Raw genomic sequence first — 24110 nt, 5'->3', positions numbered from 1 at the left:
ACCACCTCGCTCATCCACGGGAACGGGTTGGTCGCGCCCGGGTAGAGGTCGGCCAGGCCGATCTGGTTGCAGCGGCGGTTGGTGATGAAGTGCATGTACTCCTCGCACATCTCGGCGTTCAGGCCGAGCAGGCCGTTGGGGATGGTGTCGCGGGCGTAGTCGATCTCGAGTTCGCAGGCCTCGCGCAGCATCTCGTGGACTTCGTGCTGGAAGGCCTCGCCCCACAGTTCCGGGTTCTCGATCTTGATCTGGTTGATCAGGTCGATGCCGAAGTTCAGGTGGATGGACTCGTCGCGCATGATGTACTGGTACTGCTCGGCGATGCCGGTCATCTTGTTGCGGCGGCCGAGGCTCAGGATCTGGGCGAACCCGGTGTAGAACCACATGCCCTCGAAGACCACGTAGAAGGCGACCAGGTCACGCAGGAAGTTTTGCGCGCCTTCCTGCGTGGAGGTGTTGAAGGTGCCTTCCGAGAGGTCCTGGGTGTACTTGAGTGCCCAGGAGTCCTTGGCGGTGATCGACGGCACTTCGCGGTACATGTTGAACAGCTCGCCCTCGGAGAGACCCAGGCTGTCGACGATGTACTGGAAGGTGTGGGTGTGGACGGCTTCCTCGAAGGCCTGGCGCAGCAGGTACTGGCGGCACTCGGGGTTGGTGACCTGCTCGTAGACGGCCAGCACGATGTTGTTGGCGACCAGGCTCTCCGCGGTGGCGAAGAAGCCGAGGTTGCGCATCACCATGTGGCGCTCGTCCTCGGTCAGGCCGTCCTTGGACTTCCACAGGGCCAGGTCGGCCTGCATGGAGACCTCGGTGGGCATCCAGTGGTTGTTGCAGCCGGCGAGGTACTTCTCCCAGGCCCAGTGGTACTTCAGCGGCAGGAGCTGGTTGACGTCGGCCTTGGCGTTGATGATGCGCTTTTCCGAGACGTCGACGCGGTCGGCGTTGGCGGCGATGCCGCCCAGTCCGGTCTGGTCGGCGCCTTCGGCGGCGGACGGGTCGAAGTGGTTCGCGTCGGCCGACTGGCTCTCGTCCCAGGATGCGGGCACGGCGTTGCCGTCGCGTGCCGGGTTGTCGGTGGTGGCGTTCTTCTTCAGCGGGTCGTTCCAATCGAGCATGGTCTTCCTCCGTTCGATTCCGGCGCTGTCGCCGGGCTGGGCCGGGCAGGGTGGCTGCCCGGCTGCTGTCAGATGGTATTCGGTCGTTCCGTCGTCACCCGGCGAGGCCTTACTGGCAGGCCTCGCACTCGGGGTCGTCGATCGAGCAGGCCTTGGGGCCGGCCGCGGCGGACGGGTCCGCCGAGACGCCGCGGAGCTTGCCGTCGAGCTTGTTCATGGTGGTCTTCTCCACCCGGGTCTTGGACGCGGCGCGCAGGTAGTAGGTGGTCTTCAGGCCACGCACCCAGGCGAGCTTGTACATGTTGTCGATCTTCGGGCCCGAGGGCTCGGCCATGTACAGGTTCAGGGACTGGGCCTGGTCGATCCACTTCTGGCGGCGCGAGCCGGCCTCGATCAGCCAGCGCGGGTCGATCTCGAAGGCGGTGGCGTACAACGTCTTGATCGAGTCGGGCACGCGGTCGATCTGCTGCACCGAGCCGTCGTAGTACTTGAGGTCGTTGACCATGACCTCGTCCCAAAGCCCTAAGTCCTTGAGGTCGCGCACCAGGTACGGGTTGACCACGGTGAACTCGCCGGAGAGGTTGGACTTGACGAACAGGTTCTCGAAGGTCGGCTCGATCGACTGCGAGACGCCGCAGATGTTCGAGATCGTGGCCGTCGGGGCGATGGCCATGGTGTTGGAGTTGCGCATGCCGTGCTTGTGCACCTTCTCGCGCAGGGCGTCCCAGTCCAGGGTCGTGTCCCTGTTCATGTCCAGGTAGTCGCCGCGCGACTCGGCCAGCAGCTCGATGGAGTCGATCGGCAGGATGCCGCGGCTCCACAGCGAGCCCTCGTAGCTCTCGTAGTGGCCCCGCTCGGCGGCCAGGTCGGCCGACGCCGAGATCGCGTGGTAGCTGACCGCCTCCATGGAGCGATCGGCGAAGTCGACCGCCTCCTCGGAGCTGTAGGGCAGCTTCTGCTTGTAGAGGGCATCCTGGAAGCCCATGATCCCGAGGCCCACCGGGCGGTGGCGCAGGTTGGAATTGCGCGCCTGCGGCACCGAGTAGTAGTTGTACTCGATGACGTTGTCGAGCATGCGCATCGCCGTCTGGATGGTGCGCTCGAGCTTTTCCTCGTCGAGACCGTTCTCGTCGACGTGCTGGGCGAGGTTGACCGAGCCGAGGTTGCACACGGCGATCTCGGAGTCGTTGGTGTGCAGCGTGATCTCGGTGCAGAGGTTCGAGCTGTGCACCACGCCGGCATGCTGGTTGGTGTAGCGCAGGTTGCAGGGATCCTTGAAGGTGATCCAGGGGTGGCCGGTCTCGAACAGCATCGAGAGCATCCGGCGCCACAGGTTCACCGCAGGAACCCGGCGGAAGTTCTTGATTTCACCGCGATCGGCCTTCTCCTCGTACTCGATGTAGGCCTTCTCGAAGGCCTGGCCGGACAGGTCGTGCAGGTCCGGCACGTCGGACGGGGAGAACAGCGTCCACTGGCCTTCCTCGGCCACCCGCTTCATGAACAGGTCCGGTACCCAGTTGGCGGTGTTCATGTCGTGGGTGCGGCGACGGTCGTCGCCGGTGTTCTTGCGGAGATCCAGGAATTCCTCGATGTCCAGGTGCCAGGTCTCCAGGTACGCGCAGACCGCGCCCTTGCGCTTGCCGCCCTGGTTGACCGCCACGGCGGTGTCGTTGGCCACCTTGAGGAACGGCACGACGCCCTGGCTCTTGCCGTTGGTGCCCTTGATGTGGCTGCCCAGCGCGCGCACGCGGGTCCAGTCGTTGCCCAGCCCGCCGGCGAACTTGGAGAGCAGGGCGTTGTCGCGGATCGAGCCGTAGATGCCGTCGAGGTGGTCCGGCACGGTGGTGAGATAACAGCTCGACAGCTGCGGGCGCAGGGTGCCGGAGTTGAACAGCGTCGGGGTGCTGCTCATGAAGTCGAAGGACGACAGCAGGCGGTAGAACTCGATCGCGCGCGCCTCGCGCTCGACCTCGTTGATCGCCAGGCCCATGGCCACGCGCATGAAGAATGCCTGTGGCAGCTCGATGCGGGTGTCGTCATGGTGCAGGAAGTAGCGGTCGTAGAGCGTCTGCAGGCCGAGGTAGGTGAACTGCAGGTCGCGCTCGTGGTCCAGCGCCCGGCCGAGGGTGTCCAGGTCGTACTGCTGCAGGGTGGGATCGAGCAGTTCGTGCTCGATGCCGACCTTGATGTATTCCTTGAAGTAGTCCGGGTAGATGTTGGCCATCTCGGCCTGCGTGCAGGCGGTGACCGGGTTGTGCACGAAGCGCAGCGCCTCGGTGCGCATGGAGTCGAGCAGCAGGCGGGCGGCGACCTGCGAGTACGCCGGGTCGACCTCGATCAGGGTGCGTGCGCTCATCACCAGCGCGGTGCTCACCTCGTGCTCGGCCACGCCGTCGTAGAGGTTGCGGATGGTCTCGTCGACGATGCGCTGGTTGTCCACGCCGGTCAGGCCCGCGCAGGCCTCGTCGACCAGGCGGGTCAGCCGGACGGTGTCCAGCGGTTCCCGGGTGCCGTCGAAGCGGGTGACGCGCAGCTCGCTGCGCGGGGTTTCCACCTGGGCGGCCGGCTGCTCGGCGGCGCGCTTCTGCGCCTGCTGCTCGCGGTAGAGGACGTAGGCGCGGGCGACCTTGTGGTGGCCTTCGCGCATCAGGGCCAGCTCCACCTGGTCCTGGATGTCCTCGATGTGGACGGTGCCGCCGCCGGGCAGGCGGCGATTGAGGATGCGGTCGATGGTGTCGACCAGCGCCTCGACGGTCTCGTGAACGCGCGAGGAGGCCGCCGCGCCGCCGCCCTCGACGGCCAGGAAGGCCTTGGTCATGGCCACCTTGATCTTGGACGGATCGTAGGCGGTCAGCTTGCCGTTGCGCCGGATGACGCGTATCTGGCCCGGGGTGGCCGCGGCCGTCTCGATGCTGTCGGCGGGCCGGCCGGGCCGGGTGTCGTGGTAGGGGGTGGAGGCTGTCGTCTGTTCGGTACTCATGCCGCAATCCGTCCTCTGTGGCAGTGGAAACGGTGGCGGCCGCCGCGGTGCATCTCCGGCGGCCGCTTCCTTGTGTCTGATCGTTCGTGTTCGCGGCACCGAGGTCTCGTCGGCCCTTTCGGTCCGCCCCGTCGCTGCACGGGTGCCCGGCACGCCGGCGTCGGTCTCGGAACGGGGCGGGGCCGGTCGTGGGATCGGGCCGCGAATCGATGGATAGATTGTGGTTCGTGGCGGGGGAAAGTCAACCGTGAAAATGGCGAAATATCACAATCCCATGTACGGTTCGTTCAATAACGACACAACATGTTGTGGATAGCTGTGTGGACGCCCGGAGGGCAACACGTGGATGCCGGGTTGAAATCCTGTGGATAAGAATGGGGGCAATCGCCCCCCGCTCCGGACTGGTGCGATTCCGGGGCAGGCAGGCTGCCGGTCATGAGGAAAACCGGCGGCTCCCGTAAAAATTTTTCTGTTCCCAGCGCTGGTGGTCGCGGCCGTCACCGGCCCGGCCGGCGGGGCGGCGGCCGGTTGGTTGCCGCGGCCGGCGCAGGCATAATCGTCCGGGACCGGCGGTCGGGCAGCTCACGAGAACGCGGACCACGGTTTCGACCGCCGACCGTCCCCTCATCACTGTCATGGAGTACACATGCGGATCCTGGTTACCGGTGCAGCCGGCTTCATCGGCTCGGCTCTCGCCGCGCGCCTGCTGGCCCGCGGCGACACCGTCGTCGGGCTCGACAACCTGAACGACTACTACGACGTCAACCTGAAGAAGGCGCGTCTCGCCCGCCTGACCGGGGAGGCCGGCTTTTCGTTCGAGCGCATGGACGTGGCCGACCGGGCCGGCATGGCGGAGCTGTTCGAGCGCGTTCGCGCGGACAAGGTGGTGCACCTGGCCGCCCAGGCCGGCGTCCGGTACTCGCTCGAGAACCCGCATGCCTACGTCGACAGCAACCTCGTGGGATTCACCAACATCCTCGAGGGTTGCCGCCACAACGGGGTCGAGCACCTGGTCTACGCCTCGTCGAGCTCCGTGTACGGGGCGAACAGCGAGATGCCGTTCTCGGTGCACCACAACGTCGATCACCCGCTGTCGCTCTACGCGGCGACCAAGAAGGCCAACGAGCTGATGGCGCACACCTACGCCTCGCTCTACGACCTGCCGACCACCGGCCTGCGCTTCTTCACCGTCTACGGCCCCTGGGGGCGCCCGGACATGGCCCTGTTCAAGTTCACCAGGAACATCCTCGAGGGCCGGCCGATCGACGTGTACAACTACGGCCATCACCGGCGGGACTTCACCTACATCGACGACATCGTCGAGGGCGTGATCCGCACGCTCGACCACACCGCGACCGTCAACCCGGACTGGGATTCGGCCTCGCCGGACCCCGGCACCTCGCGCGCGCCCTGGCGTGTCTACAATATCGGCAGCCACCGGCCGATCGAGCTCCTGCGCTACATCGAGCTGATCGAGGAGGCCGCCGGCCGCAAGGCCGAACTCAACCTCCTGCCGATGCAGCCGGGCGACGTGCCCGATACCTATGCCGATGTCGAGGACCTCAGGAACGACGTGGGCTACGCGCCGGAAACCCCGGTCGAGGAAGGGGTGGCACGCTTCGTCGAGTGGTATCGCGAGTACTACGACCTCTGACCGGCCGACCTGGCCGAACGGCAAGGAGCCCACATGGCCGCGGAACTCTGGGAAATACGCGATTTCATCGCCGGGGTGCCGGCGTTCGAGGAGCTCCCGGCCGAGGCGCTCGACGGCCTGCCGCGCCGGCTGACCGTCCGCTACCTGCGCCGCGGCCGGCCGTTTCCCCCCGGGGAGGCCGGCCCCGGGCTATGGGTGGTGCGCAGCGGTGCCATCCGTGTCCACGATGCCGAGGGGGAACTGCTCGACAAGCTCGGGGAGGGTGACCTGTTCCTCGACGAGGGCGACGCGGAGACGACCCGCCGCACCGAGCTGATCGAGGACTGCCTGTTCTATTTCCTGCCGCAGGCGGCCTTCGAGCGGCTGCTGGCCGACCACCCGCCGTTCGCCTGGCGATTCGAGCGATCGCGGCGCGAACGCCTCCAGCGCGCGATCGAGCGGCTGGCCGAGCAGCGGGGCCACGCCGACGTGCTGATGGCGACCACCGTCGAGGCGCTGCTGCGCCGCGCCCCGGTTACCGCCGCGGCGGACTGCTCCATCCGCCGGGCCGCCGAGCGCATGACCGACGAGCAGGTCTCGTCCCTCCTGATCGTCGAGGACGGCCGGCTGACCGGGCTGGTGACCGACCGGGACCTGCGCCGGCGCTGCATCGCCGGGGGCCGGTCCACCACCGAACCGGTCGGTTCGATCATGACCGAGGAACTCGTCACGGTCGAACCGGGGGCACTGGCCTTCGAGGCCTCCCTGCTGTTTTCACGGCACAACATCCATCACCTACCGGTGGTCGGCGCCGACGGGGCCCTCGTCGGCATCCTGTCCACCTCGGATCTGCTGCGCCACCAGGGAACGCATGCGGTGCACCTCGTCCGCGACGCGCTGGCCGCGCCCGACGTGGAGGCCATCGCCCGGGTAGGGGCCCGCCTGCCGGACCTGCAGAACCAGCTGGTGATCATGGGGGCGGACGCCGAGCCCCTGGGCGAGGCGATGGTCACCGTCACCGACGCGCTCACCCGCCGCCTGATCGAGCTGGCCGAGGGCCAGCTCGGGCCCGCGCCCGTGCCCTGGGCCTGGGCGGCGCTCGGCAGTCAGGGTCGGCGCGAGCAGACCGCCCACGCCGACCAGGACAATGCGCTGATCATCGACGATCGCTTCGACCCGGCGCGTCACGGCGAATGGTTCCGGGAACTGGCCCGCTTCGTCACCGACGGCCTGGCCGCGGCGGGGCTGGAATACTGCCCCGGGGACACCATGGCGGTGACCGATGCCTGGCGTCAGCCGCTGTCGGCCTGGAAGCGCACCTTCCGCGACTGGATCGAGCAGCCGGAACCGCACTCGCTGATGCTGGCGACGAACTTCTTCGACATGCGGACGGTCGCCGGCGACCCGGGCCTGCTCGAGCAGCTGTGGGATGCGGTGCGTCCGCTGGCCGTCGAGAACACCATCTTCCAGCGCCTGCTGGTCGGCAACGCCCTGGCGATCCGCATGCCGCTGGGGTTTTTCCGCCGGCTGGTGGTGGTCGACGACGAGCGGCACGACGAGCGGCTGGACATCAAGCGCTACGGTCTGCTGCCGATCGCCGACATCGCCCGCCTGCACGCCGTGCGGCTGGGCCTGGGCGAGCTGCACACGGTGCGGCGCCTGCGGGCGGCCGCCGCGGCCGGCGGGCTATCGGCCGAGGCCGCGGCGGAGCTGGAGGATGCCTGGCGCTTCGTCTACGTGCTGCGCGCCCGCCACCAGGCGGCCCAGGTCCGGCGGGGGGAGGCGATGGACAACCTGCTCGATCCCCGGGGCATCTCGGGGCTGGAGCGCGACCACCTGCGCGATGCCTTCCGCGTGGTGGATGACCACCAGCGCTGGATGCGTCGGCATTTCGACATCAGTGGCTCGCGCTGACGATGTTCGGCTCCTGGTTCCCCCATCGCACACTGCTTCGCTGGCGCCGCCATCGTCTGCGCGGACGTGCCGAAAGCCCCTCGCCGCTGGCGCAGCTGCTCGAGGCACCGCTGCCGGAGCTGGGGCGTTCCTGGGAGGCGGTGGAGTACGTGGTGCTCGACTTCGAGACCACGGGCCTCGACAGCCGTCGCGACCGGCTGCTGAGCGCCGGCTGGGTGGTGATGAAGGGGGACGAGATCCGTCTGGCCACGGCGCGCCACCGGCTGATCCGCCCGGAGGGCGAGATTCCCGAGTCCAGCGCGGTGATCCATTGCATCACCGACGACCGCGCCGCCGAGGGGCTGGCCGAGATCGACGTGCTCGACGAGCTCCTGGCGGTGCTCGCCGGGCGGGTGCTGGTGGCGCACAACGCCCGCTTCGAGCTGGCCTTCCTGAACGCCGCCTGCCGGCGGCATTTCGCCGCCGGGCTGGCCATGCCGGTGATCGATACCCTGCACCTGGCCCGGCGCGGCTTCGAGCGCCGCCACCTGCCGCACGGCAAGGGCGAACTGCGCCTCGACAGCCTGCGCGGGCGTTACCACTTGCCGCGCTATCACGCCCACCATGCCCTGGTCGACGCCCTGGCCACCGCCGAGCTCTTCTCCGCCCTCTGCCAGGACCGGGTCGGCCCCGAAGGACGGCTGCCGGTCAGGGAACTGCTCTCGGTACTGTAACGGCCCGCGCGGCCTGACCCGGGCGCCGACCGCGGTGGCGAGCCCGGCGGCCGGGTCAGGCAGTCGCCGATCCCGGGTTGAAGCGCCGTTGGAGGCCCTCGCGCAGAGAGAGCAGGGCGGGGATCACCAGCAGCACCAGCAGGGTCGAGTAACCCAGCCCGAAGGCGATCGAGGTCGCCATCGGGATCAGGAACTGGGCCTGCAGCGAGGTCTCGAACAGTAGCGGCGTGAGCCCGCCGATGGTGGTCAGCGAGGTGAGCAGCACAGCGCGCAGACGCCGGGTGGATGCTTCCTCGAGCGCGTCGGTCACCGACAGGCCGGCTCGCCGCTGCTCGTTGTAGAAGGCGACCAGGATGATGGCGTTGTTGACCACGATCCCCGCCAGGCCGAACAGGCCGAACATCGACAGGATGGTCAGGTCGAGGTCCATCACCCAGTGCCCGAAGATCGCGCCGACCAGGCCGAACGGGATGATCATCATCACGATGAACGGCGTGGTCCAGGCGGCGAACACCCACACCAGCACGATGTACATCAGCACCAGGCCGAGGTAGAGACCGAACTTCATGTCGGCCATGGTCTCGCGCTGGTCGGCCTGCTTGCCCTCGAAGGTATAGCTGACCTGGTAGTCGGCCATGAGATCGGGGAGGGCGTCTCGCTCGAGCGACTCGACCAGGTTGTCGGCGGAGGTCAGGCGGTTGTCGATGTCCACCATGACCTCGACGGCTCGCTCGGCCTCGGCGTGGCGGATGGCCTCGAAGCCTCGCTGCGCGTCGAAGTCGACCACCTGGTCGAGGGGAACGAAGGCGCCGTCGGGCGTGCGCACCTGGATCTCGCCGAGCACCGAGAGGCGATCGCGCTCGGCCTCCGGCAGCAGCACCCGCACCTCGACCTCGTCGCGACCCGACTGGAAGATCTGGGCGAGTTCGCCGTCGAAGGCCGCGCGCAACTGGCGGCCGATATCGGCGATGTTCAGGCCGAGGGACTCGCCGCGGCTGTTGAGCGAGTAGGTGATCTGCTCTCGTCCGTAGGGCAGGTCGTCATTGACGTCGACCACGCCGGTCACGCCTTCGAGCGTGTTGCTCAAGTCCATCGCCGCCCGCTTGAGGTTCTCGGTCGACCCGCCGGTGAGCCGGATGGTGAGGTCGGAGCCCGGCGGTCCCCCCTCGCGCGCGGTGACCGAGAAGCTCTCGAGCCCGGTGGGACGGGGCGTGCTCTCCTTCCAGCGGGCGATGAAGTCCTCGTTGCGCACGTCACGGTCGTCCGGTGCGACCAGTTCGATCAGTATCGAGCCGAGCTGGTCGCCCGTCGTGCCCGACTCTGCCCCCGTGGTTGAGCCGGAGCGGCGCACGGCATGGGCGATCAGGTCGCCGCCCAGCTCGCTTTCGGTGCGCTCGAGGCTCTCGGTCATCTCGTCGAGAAACGCGTCCACCCGGCTGCGGTCGGTACCGGCGACGAAGGTGGCGTTCGCGTATAGGATGGTCGGCTCGGGCGTCGGGAAGAACGTGAAGCCGATCCGTCCGCCGGCGATCAGCCCCACGGCGATCAGGACCGTGGCCACCGCCGAGCCCAGGGTCACCCCGCGGTAGGTGATCGCGAAGCGGACGATGCGCCGGAACGGCCCCTGGCGGAAGCCCTCGAAGCCGCGATCGAAGCCGCGCTTGACCGCGCCGATGCGCCAGGCGAACGCCTGCCAGCGCGACTGGCCGCCCTGGACGAAGGCCCGCCTCAGGTGCCCCGGCAGCACGAGGAAGCTCTCGATCAGCGAGGCGATGATCACGCAGATCATCACCACCGGGATGTCGTAGAGGATCTTGCCGATCGTCCCGCCCACGGCCAGCAGCGGCATGAACGCGGCGACCGTGGTGGCCGAGGAGGCGACCACCGGCCAGAACATGCGGTGGGCGGCCCCTTCCGAGGCCAGCAACGGCTGTTCGCCCTGGCGGAAGTGGGCATCGGCGTCCTCGCCGACCACGATGGCGTCGTCGACGATCACCCCCAGCGCCATGATCAGCGCGAACAGCGAGATCATGTTGATGCTCCCGCCGATCAGCCAGAGCACCGCCAGGGCGGCGAGGAAGGCCGAGGGGATGCCCACGGCCACCCAGAAGGCGACCCGGGCGGGCAGGAACAGGTAGAGCAGCACCAGCACCAGCAGCAGGCCGCCGGCACCGTTGTAGACCAGCAGGTTGATGCGGTCACGGATGAGCTGCCAGGACTGGTCGTAGACGGCAATCGACAGCGAGTCGGGCAGGGACGGGCGCACGTCCTCCAGCCACTGCTCGAGGGCATGCGCCGACTCCAGCGAATCGCCCTGTTCGGAGCGTTGCAGTTCCAGCTCGACCGCGGGCAGCCCCTCGTAGGTGAGTGTCGTCTGGTGGCGACGGTCCTCGCGCCGGATGTCGGCGACCTCCCCGAGGGTCACCCGGGTCTGCGCATCCTGTATCAGAGGCAGATCGGCGAAGGCCTGCGGGTCTCGGGCCTGCTCGACGGCACGCAGTTCCCGCCCGCCGTCCAGTTCGCCGAACTGGCCGGCCGGCAGATCGCGGGACTGGGTGTTGACGACGTCGCCGATCTGGTCGAGCGAGAGCCGGTTCCCGTACAGGGCGTCGGTCGGCACGTGGATGCCGATCTGCTGCTCGGGCAGGCCGTTGACGTTGACGCGGTCCACGCCGTAGCCCAGCAGGTCGCGTTCGAACCGGTCCACCCATTCGCGCAGGTCGTCCCGGTGGACGTCGCCGTAGAGGACCACCCGGGCGACCGGGTCGAATCGGGGGACGCGGTTGACCTGGGGCTTCTCCGCATCCGCCGGGAAGTTGCGGAAGGTGTCGACCTCGTTGCGCACGTCGTCGAGTGCCAGCACGGGATCGGTGCCTTCGCGAAACTCGATATTGATGGTGGAGGCGCCCTGGGACGAGGTCGAGGTGATTTCCTTGATGTTCTCGATCGAGCGCAGGCGCTGCTCGAGCGGGTCGGTGATGCCGCGCTCGACGTCCTCGGCCGAGGCCCCCGACCACACCACGGAGACGTTGACCACGTCGAGGGCGAAGTTCGGGAAGAACTGGACGTTCATCCGGGAAATGGCGAACAGGCCGCTGACGATCATCAGCAGCATGATCAGGTGCGCGGCCACCCGGTGGCGCGCGAAGCGCCCGAGAATGCTGACGGTGCCGTCGGTCATGAAGCGTCCCGATCCGCCGCCTCGCCCCTGGGCTCGACCTTCAGCCCGTCGATGGCATTGGGCAGGTGAGTGGTCGCGATCCGGTCACCGGGCCGCAGCGCCGGGGACTCGACCAGCACCCATCGGCCTTCGCCGGAACCGCGATGGTCGCCCAGCACCGTCACCTCGACCCGTTCGAGACGGCCGTCGACGACGCGGTAGACGCGGTTGTTGCCGTAGAGCGCGCTGTAGGGTACCGGCACGCTGCCGTCCCTGGCCGGGCGGGCGACGTCCAGGCGCAGCACGTCGCCGAGGCGCAGGGAGGCGGGAGGTTCGTCGAAGGTGAAGATGGCGGTGAGCCCTTCGCCGCTGGCCTCGCCGGCGAAGCGCGCAAGCGTCAGGTCGAGCATCTTTCCACCGTGCCGGGCACTGGCGGTGGTGGCCTGGTCGCTGTCGCGCCCGAGCAGTTCGTTGGCGTGACGGGCCGGGATGGTCGCCCGCAGTTCCAGCGACTCGAGCGAGTAGATCTCGAGCACGTCGGTGTTGGCGGCCACCTGGTCGCCGGCGGTCGCGGTCACGCTGCCGATGATGCCGTCGAAAGGCGCCCGCGCGGTGGCGCGCGCCAGGTCGCGCTCGGCACGGGCCAGTTCCGCGGCCGCGCTCTCGCGGCTGGCCTCGAGCGAGGCCAGCCGGGCGGGGAAGGTCTCGATCGCCTGTTCGCGGCTGTTGCGCGCCAGCTGGGCCTGGTTGAGGGCGTCGCGGGCGTTGTCGACATCGCTGCTCGAGGCCAGGTCCCGCTCGGAGAGGCTGCGGCTGCGCTCGAGCGTGCGCCGGGCGTTCTCGACGATGGCCTTTTCCATCTCCAGGGCGGAGCGGTCGAACTCGTGCCCCTGCCGTTCGCGCTCGATTTGCGCCTCGACGTCGGCGAGAGTCGCCCGCGCGGCCCGGACGGCCGGCTCGAAGTCCGCCGGGTCGAACGCCACCAGCAGCTCGCCCTCGCTGACCGCCTGGCCGTCGCGCACGGGGAGGCGGTCGATGCGGGCGGTGGCGGGGGCACTGACCTGCAGTCGGTCCGGCGAGGTGATCTGCCCGTGCAGCGGCAGGCGAGGGTGGTGCCGGCCGGGGGCCACGTCGACGACATCGACCTGCCACACGCGTTCCTCCGGCGTGGCCGGGGGCGATGACGGCCGACTGGACTTGAGATACTGGAACGCGGCCACGCCGGCCGCCACGACCAGTACCGGGACCACCCATCCGGCCGTCCGTCGCGCCCATCCCCGGGGCCGTGAAGCTTGATCGTTTTCCTCGGTCATCGCTGCCATGCCATCCCGTTGTTGCACCCCGGGCAAGGGGGTGTGCACCTGAGGTTATGCCGCATCAGCACAATTTGTGACGACCGCCGAGCATAGCAGATCAAGGGACCGTGGTTCGAATCCGGTGCCACCCCGGGCCACGCTGGCGCGTCCCCGTCTTTCCGCTCTAGCGTGAGCCGAGCATGGCACGGATCGTCGCCATGGCCTCCTCGGCGGTCGCGCGCGTTTCCTCCTCGCTCTTTTTCACCCCGATGCCCTCCCAGCGCAGCAGCTGCGGTTCGATTTCCTCGAGGAAGCGGCTGGGCGTGATGTCACGCCATTGCCCGTAGCGACGCCGCCGGCGGGTGAGGGTGAAGGTGAGGCTGCGCTGGGCCCGGGTGATGCCCACGAAGCACAGGCGGCGCTCCTCGGCCAGCCGGTCGTCTTCCTGGCAGTCCTGGTGCGGCAGCAGGTCCTCCTCCATGCCCGAGAGGTAGACATGGGGGAACTCCAGCCCCTTGGCGGCGTGCAGCGTGAGCAGGCGGACCGCATCGTCGTTCTGGTCGCGGGTCTTCTGCTCGAGGATGCCCAGCAGGCTCATCTTCTGTACCAGCTCGGCCAGCGAGAGCGACTCGCCGGTCTCGGCATCCTCGGCGATGCGTTCGGTCCATTCGAGCCAGTCCTGCAGGTTCTCCCAGCGGCGCTCGGCGGCACGGGCGGTGTTTTCCTGCTCGCGCAGGAAGCCGGCGTAGTCGATCTCCTCGAGCAGTCGCCGCATCGCCTCGACCGCCGGTTCGGAGGCCATGCGCTCCCGGGTGGCCTCCAGCCAGTCGAGGAACTGCTCGAGCTGGTGGCGCACACGGGGGTCGATCCGCTGCTCGGCGGCAACCGAACGGGCCGCCGCGGCCAGGTGCAAATCCCGCTCGCGGGCGATCTGGCCCAGCCGTTCGAGGGTGGTCGGCCCGATCCCGCGCCTGGGCGTGTTGATGATGCGCAGCAGGGCGGCGTCGTCGGAGGGGTTGGCCAGCAGGCGCAGGTAGGCCATGGCGTCCTTGACCTCGGCGCGCTCGAAGAACGACTGGCCGCCAGTGAGCACGTAGGGGATCGAGAGCTTGCGCAGCTGCTGCTCGATCAGCCGGGCCTGGTGGTTGCCGCGGAACAGGATGGCGAAGTAGCGGTAGGCCGAGCCGTCCTTGAAGTGGCGGTGCAGGATGTCGGTGGCGATGCGCTCGGCCTCGTCCTCGGCCGTGTCGCATACCAGCACGCGATGGGATTCGCCGGCTCCCACCGCGCTCCACAGGTTCTTCGGCTGGGTGGTCGGGTCGTGCGCGATCAGCTGGTTGGCCGCATCGAGCACGGTGGCGACCGAGCGGTAGTTCTGCTCGAGCTTGATGGTCGTCAGCCGCGGGAAGTCGCGCTTGAGGTGCTGCAGGTTCTCGGGGCGGGCCCCGCGCCAGGCGTAGATCGACTGGTGGTCGTCGCCCACGGCGGTCAGGCGGCCGACCGGCCCGACCAGCAGGCGGACGAGCTCGTACTGGCTGGCGTTGGTGTCCTGGTACTCGTCGACCAGCAGGTAGCGCACCCGTCGCTGCCAGCGCTCGCGGGCCTCGGGGTCGTCCCTGAGCAGTTCGACGGGGCGGCGGATCAGGTCGTCGAAGTCCAGCGCGTTGCAGGCGGCCAGCTGCCGGGCGTAGTCGGCGTACAGGCTGGCGCAGGCGGCATCGACCGGATCCTCGGCGGTCCCGGCCGCCGCGTCGGGGGCGACCAGGTCGTTCTTCCACTGCGATATCCGCCCCTGCGCCTCCTTGGGTTCGATCAGCCCGGCGGCCTGTTCGTTCAGCTGCAGGAGCGACTTGATCAGGTTGAGACTGTCCTCGGCGTCGAGGACCGTGAACCCGGGCCGCAGGCCGAGGGTGCGCGTCTCGCGGCGGATCAGGTTCAGGCCCAGCGTGTGAAAGGTGGAGATGTTGAGACCGCGGCGAGACTCGGCGGGCAGGCGCTGGCCGATCCGCTCGCCCATCTCGCGGGCCGCCTTGTTGGTGAAGGTCACCGCCCAGATGCCGCGTGGGGGAAGATCCCGGTCCTCGATCAGGTGCACGATCTTCTCCACGATCACGCGCGTCTTGCCGGAGCCGGCGCCCGCCAGCACCAGCAGCGGCGTGTCGTAGTGGCGCACCGCGGCCTGTTGTTCGGTGTTCAGCCCTTGCATGGCGCGGCGAGCTCCGGTTGACGGCGGTGGGCGCTGGCCGCCTCGATGAGCGCGGCGGCGAGGATCATTGCCCCGCCCATCCAGATGTTCAACCCGTGGACGCGATCGCCCAGCCAGGCGGCCGAGGCCACGGCGACCAGCAGTTCCAGCGTCATGAGGATGGCGGTGCGTCCGGCGGGCAGGCGCTCGACCGCGTACTGGGTGGCCAGCACGGCGGCGAGCAGCATGGTCATGCCGTAGAGTGCGCTGCTGGCGAGGGCCTCGGGAGTCGGCACGATGCCGTATTCGCTGGAGAAGACCCAGGCGATCAGGCCGAGCACCACGGTCGATCCCTGCATCAGCGTCAGCTTGATCGGGATGGGCTGCTCGGCGAGTAAGCGGAACAGGGTATTGGCGCCGGCCAGCGAGAACCCGGCGATCAGCGCGAACCAGTCGGCCGGGTAGAGCCCGTCGCCGAAGTCCGGCCCGAGGATGAGAAAGGCCCCGCCGATGGCGCAGACCACCGCGATGATCCGCCCGGGCGTGAGCGGCTCCTTGAGGAGCAGCCTGCCGAAGATCACGCCCCAGGCGGGGATCAGGAAGAAGAGCATCATCGCCCGGACGACGTCGCCGTAGACCATGGCCATGGTGAAACCCACACCCGAAACCCCGGCGAGTAAGGCCAGCAGGCCCAGCCACTCCCAGTTGAGCCGCGAGATGGGAGGCCGGGACGGGTCGGTCCAGGCCCGCCAGGCGAACGGGGCGATCACCAGCCACTGCGCGGCGTAGGCGACCACCGACAGCAGGATCGGTCCGATGCCGAGTTCGGCGGCGTGCTTGAGCCAGATCCAGGTCAGGCCCCACAGCGTGGAGCCCGACATCAGGATCAGGCTGGGCGGGATGCGCTCGCCAAAGGCCATCCCCGGAGGCACCTCAGCCTTCGACCCAGACCCGCGCGTTCTCGAACAGGCGCAGCCACGGCCCGCGGTCGGTGGCCGGGTCCTGCATGGTCTCGGACCAGCGCTCCGGCTTCCAGGAGAACTGGCTGGCCCGCCAGACCCGCTCCGGGTGCGGCATCATGATGGTGAAGCGACCGTCCTCGGTGGTGAAGCCGGTCTCGCCGGCGGCCGAGCCGTTGGGGTTGGCCGGGTAGGCTTCCGTGGCGATGCCGTGGCCGTCGACGTAGCGCAGGGCGGTGAACGCCTGCTCGGCATCCTCGGGCCGGCGGTAGGCCACGCGGCCCTCGCCGTGCGCCACGGTGATCGGCAGGCGGCTGCCGGCCATGCCCTTGAGCAGGATCGAGGGCGACTGCGGGATCTCGACCAGTGACAGGCGGGCCTCGAACTGCTCGGAGCGGTTGCGCAAAAAGCGCGGCCAGTGCTCGGCGCCCGGGATCATGTCGGCAAGTTGCGAGAACATCTGGCAGCCGTTGCACACGCCCAGGCCGAAGGTGTCGTCGCGCTCGAAGAAGGCGTTGACCGCGTCGCTGGCCCGGGCGTTGTAGCGGATCGCGTGCGCCCAGCCGGAACCCGCACCGAGGACGTCGCCGAAGGAGAAGCCGCCGCAGGCGACCAGGCCCTTCATGTCGGCAAGGTCGTGGCGCCCGTCGATCAGGTCGGCCATGTGCACGTCCACGGCGTCGAAGCCGGCGGCGGTGAAGGCCGCGGCCATCTCGACCTCGCCGTTGACCCCCTGTTCGCGCAGGATCGCGATCCGCGGGCGTTCACCGCGGTTGATCATGGGGGCCGCGACGGATTCGCTGACGTCGAAGGTCGCCTGTGCACCGGCCAGCTGCGGGTCCGTGAGGTCGGTGGCCGCCCGGTAGGCCTGCTCGGCGGTCTCGGGGTTGTCGCGCAGGGCGCTCATGTGGAAGCTCGTCGACGACCAGATGCCGCGGAGTTCGGCCAGGTCGCGGTCGATCACCGTCTTGCCGCGCCACTGGACATGCACCCGCGGCGACTCCACCGCCTCGCCGAGGTCGACCAGCGCCTCGCCGAGGCCGGCGTGCTCGAACTGCTCGCGCACGAAGTCGGCATCCTCGGCCTCGACCTGGATCACCGCGCCGGCTTCCTCGGCGAACAGCCCGGCAAGCGGGTCGCCGCCGAGGTCGTCGATGGCGAGCTCCAGCCCGCAGCGCCCGGCGAAGGCCATCTCCAGCAGCGTGACGATGGCGCCGCCGTCGCTGCGATCGTGGTAGGCGAGCAGGTGGCCCAGGCGGTTGAGCTCCTGGACGGTGTCGAAGAAGGCCTTCAGCGGTCCCGGCGCGATGTCCGGCACCTGGGTCCCCGTGGCGCTGAAGACCTGGGCCAGCGCCGAGCCGCCGAGCCGGTTGCGGCCCTCGCCCAGGTCGACCAGGAACAGCCGGTTGGGCCGGTCGGCGAGGATCTCCGGCGTGAGCGTGCGACGCACGTCGCTGACCGGGGCAAACCCGGTGACCACCAGCGAGACGGGCGAGACGACCGCCTTCTCGGTGCCGTCGTCGTTCCAGCGTGTCTTCATGGAGAGCGAATCCTTGCCGACCGGGATGCTGATGCCCAGCTCCGGGCAGAAATCCATGCCGACGGTGCGCACCGTGTCGTAGAGGCGGGCGTCCTCGCCGTCGTGGCCGCAGGCGGCCATCCAGTTGGCCGACAGCTTGATGCGGTGGGTGGACTCGATCGGGGTGCCGGCGAGGTTGGTCACCACCTCGGCCACCGCCAGCCGGGCGGAGGCCGGTGCGTCGAGCAGGGCCACGGGGGCGCGCTCGCCCATGGCCATGGCCTCGCCGTGGTGGTGGTGGAAGTCGGTGGAGGTGACCGCGCTGTCGGCCACGGGCACCTGGGCCGGTCCGACCATCTGGTCGCGCGCCACCAGCCCGCCCACGGAGCGGTCGCCGATGGTGATCAGGAAGCTCTTGTCGCCGACGCCCGGCAGGGCCAGTACCCGCTCGACGGCCGTCTCGACCTGGATGCCGTCGGTCTCCAGCGCCACCGAACTGCCCGGCGTGCGGGTCACGTCACGGTGCATCTTGGGCGGGTGGCCGAACAGGGTCTGCATGGGCAGGTCCACGGGCGCGTTGCCGAAGTGCGGATCCTCGACGCGCAGGTGCTGCTCGGCCGTGGCGGTGCCCACCACGGCGAACGGGGCCCGCTCGCGGTCGCAGATCGCCTGGAAACGGGTCAGGTCGCCCGGCCGGATCGCCAGCACATAGCGCTCCTGGGATTCGTTGCACCAGATCGCCAGCGGGGACATGCCCGGCTCGTCGTTGGGGATCTTGCGCAGGTCGAAGTGGCCGCCCATGCCGGCGTCGTTGATCAGCTCGGGCAGGGCGTTCGACAGCCCGCCGGCGCCGACGTCGTGGGCGGAGACGATCGGGTTGCTGTCGCCCAGCGCGATGCAGCGGTCGATGACTTCCTGGACGCGGCGTTCCATTTCCGGGTTGGCCCGCTGCACGGAGGCGAAGTCCAGCTCGGCACTGCCCGTGCCCGAGGCCTGCGAGGAGGCCGCGCCGCCCCCGAGGCCGATCTGCATGGCCGGCCCGCCCAGCACGATCAGCAGATGCCCCGGCGCGATGGGTTCCTTCTCGATCAGGCCGGGGCGGATCACGCCGACGCCGCCGGCGATCATGATCGGCTTGTGGTAGCCCCAGACCGTGCGATTGCCGTCCTCGTCGCTGCCGGTCTCGATCTCGAGTGTCCGGAAATAGCCGCCGAGGGCCGGCCGGCCGAACTCGTTGTTGAACGCCGCGGCACCGATAGGGCCCTCGAGCATGATCTCCAGCGGGCTGACGATGCGGTCGGGGCGGCCGAGTTCCGCGGTGGGCGCTTCCCAGGGCTGGGGCGCGCCCGGGATGCGCAGGTTGGACACCGAGAAGCCGGTCAGCCCGGCCTTGGGCTTGCCGCCCCGGCCGGTCGCGCCTTCGTCGCGGATCTCGCCGCCGGCACCGGTGGCCGCGCCCGGGTCCGGGGAGATGGCGGTGGGATGGTTGTGGGTCTCGACCTTGGCCAGGAAGTCGATCCGCTCGTCGACGGCGACATAGTGGCCGGTCTCCGGGTTGACCGAGAAGCGCGTGCCCTCGGCACCCTGGATGACAGCGGCGTTGTCCTTGTAGGCACTCAGCGTGCCCTCGGGATTGCGCTTGTGGGTGTTGCGGATCATGGCGAACAGCGAGAGGTCACGGTCCTCGCCGTCGATGGTCCAGTCGGCGTTGAAGATCTTGTGTCGGCAGTGCTCGGAGTTCGCCTGGGCGAACATCATCAGCTCGACGTCGGTCGGGTCGCGACCCAGCTCGGCGTAGGCATCGGCCAGGTAGGCGATCTCGTCCTCGCTCAGGGCAAGGCCCATGCTCGAGTTGGCCTCGGCCAGGGCCCGGCGCCCGTCCGCGCCGAGCTCGACGCGGGCCAGCGGGGCGGGGGAGGCGTGCTGGAAGAGGGTTTCCAGCTGGCCCGGCTCCCGGTAGACGCTCTCGGTCATCCGGTCGTGGAGCACCTCGAGCATGGCGGGGGTCCAGTCGAAGGAGTCGGCGTCCAGGTCCTTGCCGGCCACGGCGAATTCGATGCCGCGCTCGATTCGGGCCACGCCGTCGAGACCGCAGATATGCGCGATGTCGGTGGCCTTGCTCGACCAGGGCGAGATGGTGCCGGCCCGCGGCGCGACGATGATCGCGGGCGCCGTGTCCGGCCACTTCTCGGCCTTTTCGCCGTAGTCGAGCAGTTCCCTGAGCCGTTCCTCGTCCACCTCGGCGGCCGGGGCCTCGTCGACCAGGTGCACGAACCGGGCGTGGACCGCCTCTATCCCGGGCTGGTGCTCGCGCAGCAGTTCGATGAGTTTGGCGAGACGGAACGGGGAGCGGGCGGCGTTGCCGGTAATGATTCGCATAGGTCGGTCGGGCGCTTTGCTGTGATGACAGGTAGGGAGGGCCCACCCCGGACAGTGCCTCAGGCAGCGCCCGGGTGGCCGAAACGGCAGCCGGGATTGTACAACAGCCGACCGGCAATTCCGCACCGGGACAGGGGGCGGTCACCGGGTCGCGAAAGGGGGATCAGGCGAGGAACAGTGCCCGCCAGTCGCGGTTGTCGTTGGGCGGGTCGTCGTCCGCCGAGCGACCGGGCGGGAGCAGCTCGATGCCCAGCTGTGACTCGTTCTCGTCGACCGGGCGCTGCCAGGCCACCTCGCCGACGAGGTAGAACGGTTCGGTCATTTCGTCGAGCCGTGCGACCACGTCGACGTGAACGCCGGTCTCGATCCGGCCGGCCCAGTCGGCGTCGCAATACAGGTTCAGGCCATTGGCGCTGATGTCCTCGATGCGACCGCTGCCGACGGGCAGGTCCTCTCCCTGGATGCGCAGCAGGCCCATGCCGCTACTCGTAAGCCGGGCGAAATCCCGTCGGTCCCGCGGGTCGGCATCGTCAACGCGATGAGGCGTCCTAGTCGTCGTCATTGCCTGGTTCCTCCAGCTGTTCGCGCAGCCGTTCCAGTGCCTGGGAGTAACGCGGGTTTTCGAAGACGGGACGGGTCCGGTCGTCAAGCAGGTCCTCGATCACCTGGGCGACGGGCAGTGTCAGCTTGATCTGTCCCGTGCGGTTGGCGAAGTTGAGAACCCCGTTCACCGTGTCGATGTTCAGCATCTTCAGACGCCGTAACGCCCGACCGGGACCGGTATGGACCTCGAACCATTCCTCGCTGCGGATCTGCTGGCGGAAGAACGCCTGGACCTCGTCCATCGAGACGAGTACCAGTCCGTCCAGCGCCTTGCGGGGCGCTTCGGCGGATTCCCCTTCTGCCGCTTCCTCCGGCTCCGGTTCGCGCGCTTCGTCCGATCCGTCGTTCGAGGGGATGGCCGGTTCCCGCTCGGGGGTCTCCCCCGTTTCCTCTCCCTCTGCACTGGTAGCTGTCTTGTCTTCGGATTCCGGTTCGTCGGCGACCTCTGTCTCCGGCGATTCCGTAGTCGAAACCGAAGCATGATCCGTGCCGACCGGCTCGGTGGCGGGATCGGTCCGGTCATCCGTGGTGTCATCCACCGGCGGGACGTCGACCGAGGGGAGGCGTGGCGCGGGCAGGGGGGTGGCCTTGTCGGCCTGGTGGCGGAGATAGGCGACGAAGGTGTCGAGCACCTTGCGTTCCCTTTCCTGCAGCCCCTCGCTCAGGGGGTCCTGGACCAGGGCGGTGATCCGCTCCTCCAGTCCGGCGACATCCTGGGGCTCGATGGCGGGGTCCATCTGCAGGGTGAGCGCTTCCTCGAGCAGTTCCACGATGCCGCTCCAGGCGGCGCTCTGCCGCCCCTGGTTGATCATCGTCCGCACCATGAAGGGCGTGAAGAACTTCTCGAGCAGCGTGTGGGTCGGCTTGCGCAGGGGCAGGTCCTTCGTCTGGGCGGCCAGCATCTTCTCCACCCGACGACGGCAACGCTGCTTGACCTGTGCCAGGCGATGACGCGCGGGGACGACCTCGGCCTCGATGACCTGGTCGGTCTTGCCGTGAGAGAAGTCGTGCAGCTGACGGGCGATGTGCTCCAGCTGGTCGGGGTTCTCCAGGATGGCTTCCTGGGTGGGCCGGACGACCGCCTCGACGGGTTCGATGTGACGGTTGAGTTCCGGGTCCGAGCCGGCCAGCGCGATCAGGTTGAGGATTCGCCGCAGGGGGTGGTCGGCATCGGAGAAGAAATGGCGGTCGCCCGCGGCGAAATACAGCACGGCAAGCTGCAGTTCGGCCACCAGCCGCCGGTGGCGGGCACTGATGACCGGGTCGTTGAGCACGTCGCTGAGCGTCACCCCGACGAGGCGGATCAGCTCACGGGTCTTCGGCAGCCAGCTCGAGCGCGGACGAGACGGCTCGACCTGGTCCATGACGAACAGCGTGAAATCCTCGGCACGCCAGTCCTCGTCCCGTTCGAAGCGATACACGTGCCGGTCGTCCCCGTTCATGGTGGTGCGGACCATGGGGGCCAGACGGTCGACCAGTTCCTCGATGGACGGCCCGGGCCTGACGGTCGGCGGCTCGGTCGGCGCTGCCTGGACGGGGTCGGCCACCGGCCGGGCACGGTGCCTCGGCTCGTCGGTCGATTCCTCGCGCAAGCGCTTGATCCCCGGGAGGACGCCGGTATGGATCAGGTAGTCGTTCAGCGCCGCGTAGACCGGGACCATGGGGTAGAGCACCTGCTCGGGCCAGTTCTCGATCAGCTGGGTCTTCAGCGGCGCGGGAAAGTCGCGAATGCTGCCGAGGAACACCCGGGTGATCGCCTCGAGGGTGTAGAGGTCCGCCGCGATGGTGTCGGGGTCCTCGGAGTGCAACTGGCGGATGCGTGCCTCGAACTGGGTGTGCTCGGTGTCGCACAACTCGCGGGCCCGGGCCAGGGCGTCCTCGACGCGAATCCCGGAGGCGCGGTCCCCGGTGAGGGCGTGCCACTGGCCGTCGAAGTCGCCGACGGGATGAAGCAGGCGGGCCTTGAAATCGCGGAGGAAGGCCTCCTTGCGCGAGCGGTTGAAGGCGACGGCCTGGAAGAGCTCGGCACGCGTCTCGCCGTCCTGCTCTGCCGCCAGGTCGAAGAGCTCACGCTCGACCCGGGCGAAAAGCCGTTTGATTCCCTCGTCGAGGGGCGATTCCATCAGGCGTGCGAGTTCCTTGCAGGCCTGGACGGGGCGGGTCCGGTTTCTGTTCATCATTACGAGTCAACGTGTCCTTGTCAGCGCGTCGTGATCTGTTGGTAGAGAGACAGATAGGAGCGAGCGCTGGCGTCCCAGTCGTAGCGCTGTCCCATCGCCTGCCGGCGCACGGCGTCGAGTTCGTCGGTCCGTTCGAACAGGTGGATGAAGGCGTCGAATGCCCACAGGATGGCATTGACGTCCAGGTGATCCATGACGATCCCGGTGGCGGTCCCGTCGCGCAGGGTTTCCTGGGTGACCGGGGTGACGGTGTCGGCCAGTCCGCCGACACTGTGCACGATTGGCACCGTGCCGTATTTCAGGCTGTAGAGCTGGTTCAGCCCGCAGGGCTCGAAGCGGCTCGGCATGACGAAGGCATCCCCGCCGCCCTCCAGCCGGTGCGCCAGGCCCTCGTCGTAACCGATACGCACGGCGATCCGTTCCGGGTCCGCCTCCGCGCGCGCCCGCAGGGCCTGTTCGAAACGGGCCTCCCCGCTGCCCAGGCAGGCGAATTGCAGGTCGCGCTGGTCGAGCATGCTTAGCGCCTGGGTCAGCAGGTCGGTTCCCTTCTGTTCCACCAGGCGGCCGACATGCACGATCAGCGGGACATCGTCGCGTACCGGCAGCCCCAGTTCCTTCTGCAGGGCCGCCTTGTTGGTGGCCTTGCCGCCAAGGTCGTCGCGGGAATAGGGCGCGATCAGGGCAGGATCGTGTGTCGGATCCCAGTCCGACCCGATGCCGTTGAGGATGCCTACGAGCGAATCGCGGCGATGGCGCAGCAGGCCGTCGAGCCCGTAACCGAATTCCGGGGTCTGGATCTCGCGGGCGTAGTTCGGGCTGACGGTCGTGATCCGGTCGGCGAAGACGATCCCGCCCTTGATGAACGACAGGTTGCCCCAGAACTCCAGCCCGTCCGGACGCCACAGGCTCCACGGCAGGCCGAGTCGCTCGAACGTCGAACGGTCGAACACGCCCTGGTAGGCCAGGTTGTGCAGCGTGAAGACCGTCTTGAGGCTGTCGGCCTCGTGCAGGAGCGCCGGGATCAGGCCGGTCTGCCAGTCGTTGGCGTGCACGACGTCCGGCTGCCAGTCCGGGTCGACCTCGGCCGTGGCGAGGGCGACGGCGGCACGGGCGAACAGGGCGAACCGGTCCGGATTGTCGTGCCAGGAATTGCCGTCGGGGCCCATGTAGGGGTTGCCCTGACGGGCGGAAAAGGTCGGGTGGTCAACGAGATAGACCATCACCCCGCTGTCGGGCATGACGGTCTGTAGGATGTCGACCGGCTGGCCGAGGACATCGATCCGGGTGACGTGCTCGGTCGTCTGGTCCTCGCGCAGGGCGAGATCACCGTACCGGGGCAGCACGATGCGGACGTCCACACCGAGTTCGATCAGGGCCGCGGGAAGCGCGCCGGAGACGTCCGCCAGGCCCCCGGTCTTGATCAGGGGGTAGGCTTCACTGGTCGCGAACAGAACTGACAGCGACACGTCGGTATC

13 protein-coding genes are annotated in these 24110 nt (G+C 68.7%); 3 read left to right on the top strand and 10 right to left on the bottom strand.

The window, feature by feature from the left end; all coding sequences use genetic code 11:
• Both ACLFMY_RS01170 and ACLFMY_RS01165 read right to left on the bottom strand, forming a co-directional pair.
• Nucleotides 1–1115: ribonucleotide-diphosphate reductase subunit beta (locus ACLFMY_RS01170; RefSeq protein WP_410762675.1), on the bottom strand; the 1115-nt coding region annotated here is incomplete at its 3' end.
• Nucleotides 1116–1224: 109 nt separating this feature from the next.
• Nucleotides 1225–4095, bottom strand: coding sequence for a ribonucleoside-diphosphate reductase subunit alpha (locus ACLFMY_RS01165; protein ID WP_410762674.1), 2871 nt, complete (start codon nt 4093–4095; stop codon nt 1225–1227).
• 646 nt (nt 4096–4741) lie between these two features.
• Between ACLFMY_RS01165 and ACLFMY_RS01160 the strand changes: the two genes are divergently transcribed.
• Genes ACLFMY_RS01160 through ACLFMY_RS01150 form a run of 3 tightly spaced genes read left to right on the top strand, consistent with a single transcriptional unit; the run spans nt 4742 to nt 8355 of the window.
• Entirely contained in the window at nt 4742–5749 is a 1008-nt protein-coding gene (locus ACLFMY_RS01160) for an NAD-dependent epimerase (protein WP_410762673.1), read from the top strand.
• A 33-nt stretch (nt 5750–5782) separates the two neighbouring features.
• Nucleotides 5783–7642, top strand: coding sequence for a DUF294 nucleotidyltransferase-like domain-containing protein (locus ACLFMY_RS01155; protein WP_410762672.1), 1860 nt, complete (start codon nt 5783–5785; stop codon nt 7640–7642).
• A 2-nt stretch (nt 7643–7644) separates the two neighbouring features.
• Nucleotides 7645–8355, top strand: a complete 711-nt coding sequence (locus ACLFMY_RS01150) for an exonuclease domain-containing protein (RefSeq protein WP_410762671.1) — start codon at nt 7645–7647, stop codon at nt 8353–8355.
• A gap of 55 nt (nt 8356–8410) precedes the next feature.
• Here ACLFMY_RS01150 and ACLFMY_RS01145 read toward each other — a convergent pair whose 3' ends face one another.
• From ACLFMY_RS01145 to glgA, 8 genes are all read right to left on the bottom strand, one after another.
• A complete protein-coding gene (locus ACLFMY_RS01145) occupies nt 8411–11536 on the bottom strand; it encodes an efflux RND transporter permease subunit (protein ID WP_410762670.1) in 3126 nt (1041 codons plus the stop codon).
• The gene (locus ACLFMY_RS01140; RefSeq protein WP_410762669.1) at nt 11533–12837 is read right to left on the bottom strand and encodes an efflux RND transporter periplasmic adaptor subunit; all 1305 of its coding nucleotides are present in this window, start codon (nt 12835–12837) and stop codon (nt 11533–11535) included. Before ACLFMY_RS01140 ends, ACLFMY_RS01145 begins: the two co-directional genes overlap by 4 nt.
• A 157-nt stretch (nt 12838–12994) precedes the next feature.
• On the bottom strand, nt 12995–15016 hold the full coding sequence (locus ACLFMY_RS01135) for a UvrD-helicase domain-containing protein (protein ID WP_410762668.1): 2022 nt from the start codon (nt 15014–15016) through the stop codon (nt 12995–12997).
• Nucleotides 15004–15915 (bottom strand): DMT family transporter, encoded by a 912-nt coding sequence (locus tag ACLFMY_RS01130; RefSeq protein WP_410762667.1) that lies wholly within the window; start codon nt 15913–15915, stop codon nt 15004–15006. The genes ACLFMY_RS01135 and ACLFMY_RS01130 overlap by 13 nt, the downstream gene beginning before the upstream one ends.
• Nucleotides 15916–15928: 13 nt before the next feature.
• Nucleotides 15929–19852: a phosphoribosylformylglycinamidine synthase gene (purL, locus tag ACLFMY_RS01125; protein WP_410762666.1), complete on the bottom strand. Its 3924-nt coding sequence runs from the start codon at nt 19850–19852 to the stop codon at nt 15929–15931.
• Between the two features lie 163 nt (nt 19853–20015).
• The gene (locus ACLFMY_RS01120) at nt 20016–20414 is read right to left on the bottom strand and encodes a PilZ domain-containing protein (protein ID WP_410762665.1); all 399 of its coding nucleotides are present in this window, start codon (nt 20412–20414) and stop codon (nt 20016–20018) included.
• The gene (locus ACLFMY_RS01115) at nt 20401–22635 is read right to left on the bottom strand and encodes a DUF1631 family protein (RefSeq protein ID WP_410762664.1); all 2235 of its coding nucleotides are present in this window, start codon (nt 22633–22635) and stop codon (nt 20401–20403) included. The genes ACLFMY_RS01120 and ACLFMY_RS01115 overlap by 14 nt, the downstream gene beginning before the upstream one ends.
• A 20-nt stretch (nt 22636–22655) precedes the next feature.
• Nucleotides 22656–24095: a glycogen synthase GlgA gene (glgA, locus tag ACLFMY_RS01110; RefSeq protein ID WP_410762676.1), complete on the bottom strand. Its 1440-nt coding sequence runs from the start codon at nt 24093–24095 to the stop codon at nt 22656–22658.
• Between the last annotated feature and the right edge of the window lie 15 nt (nt 24096–24110).

The organism is Guyparkeria sp., from assembly GCF_046545975.1.
Lineage (GTDB): Bacteria > Pseudomonadota > Gammaproteobacteria > Halothiobacillales > Halothiobacillaceae > Guyparkeria.
The sequence above is the reverse complement of the archived record's forward strand: the minus strand, read 5'-3'. Positions and strand labels throughout refer to the sequence as shown.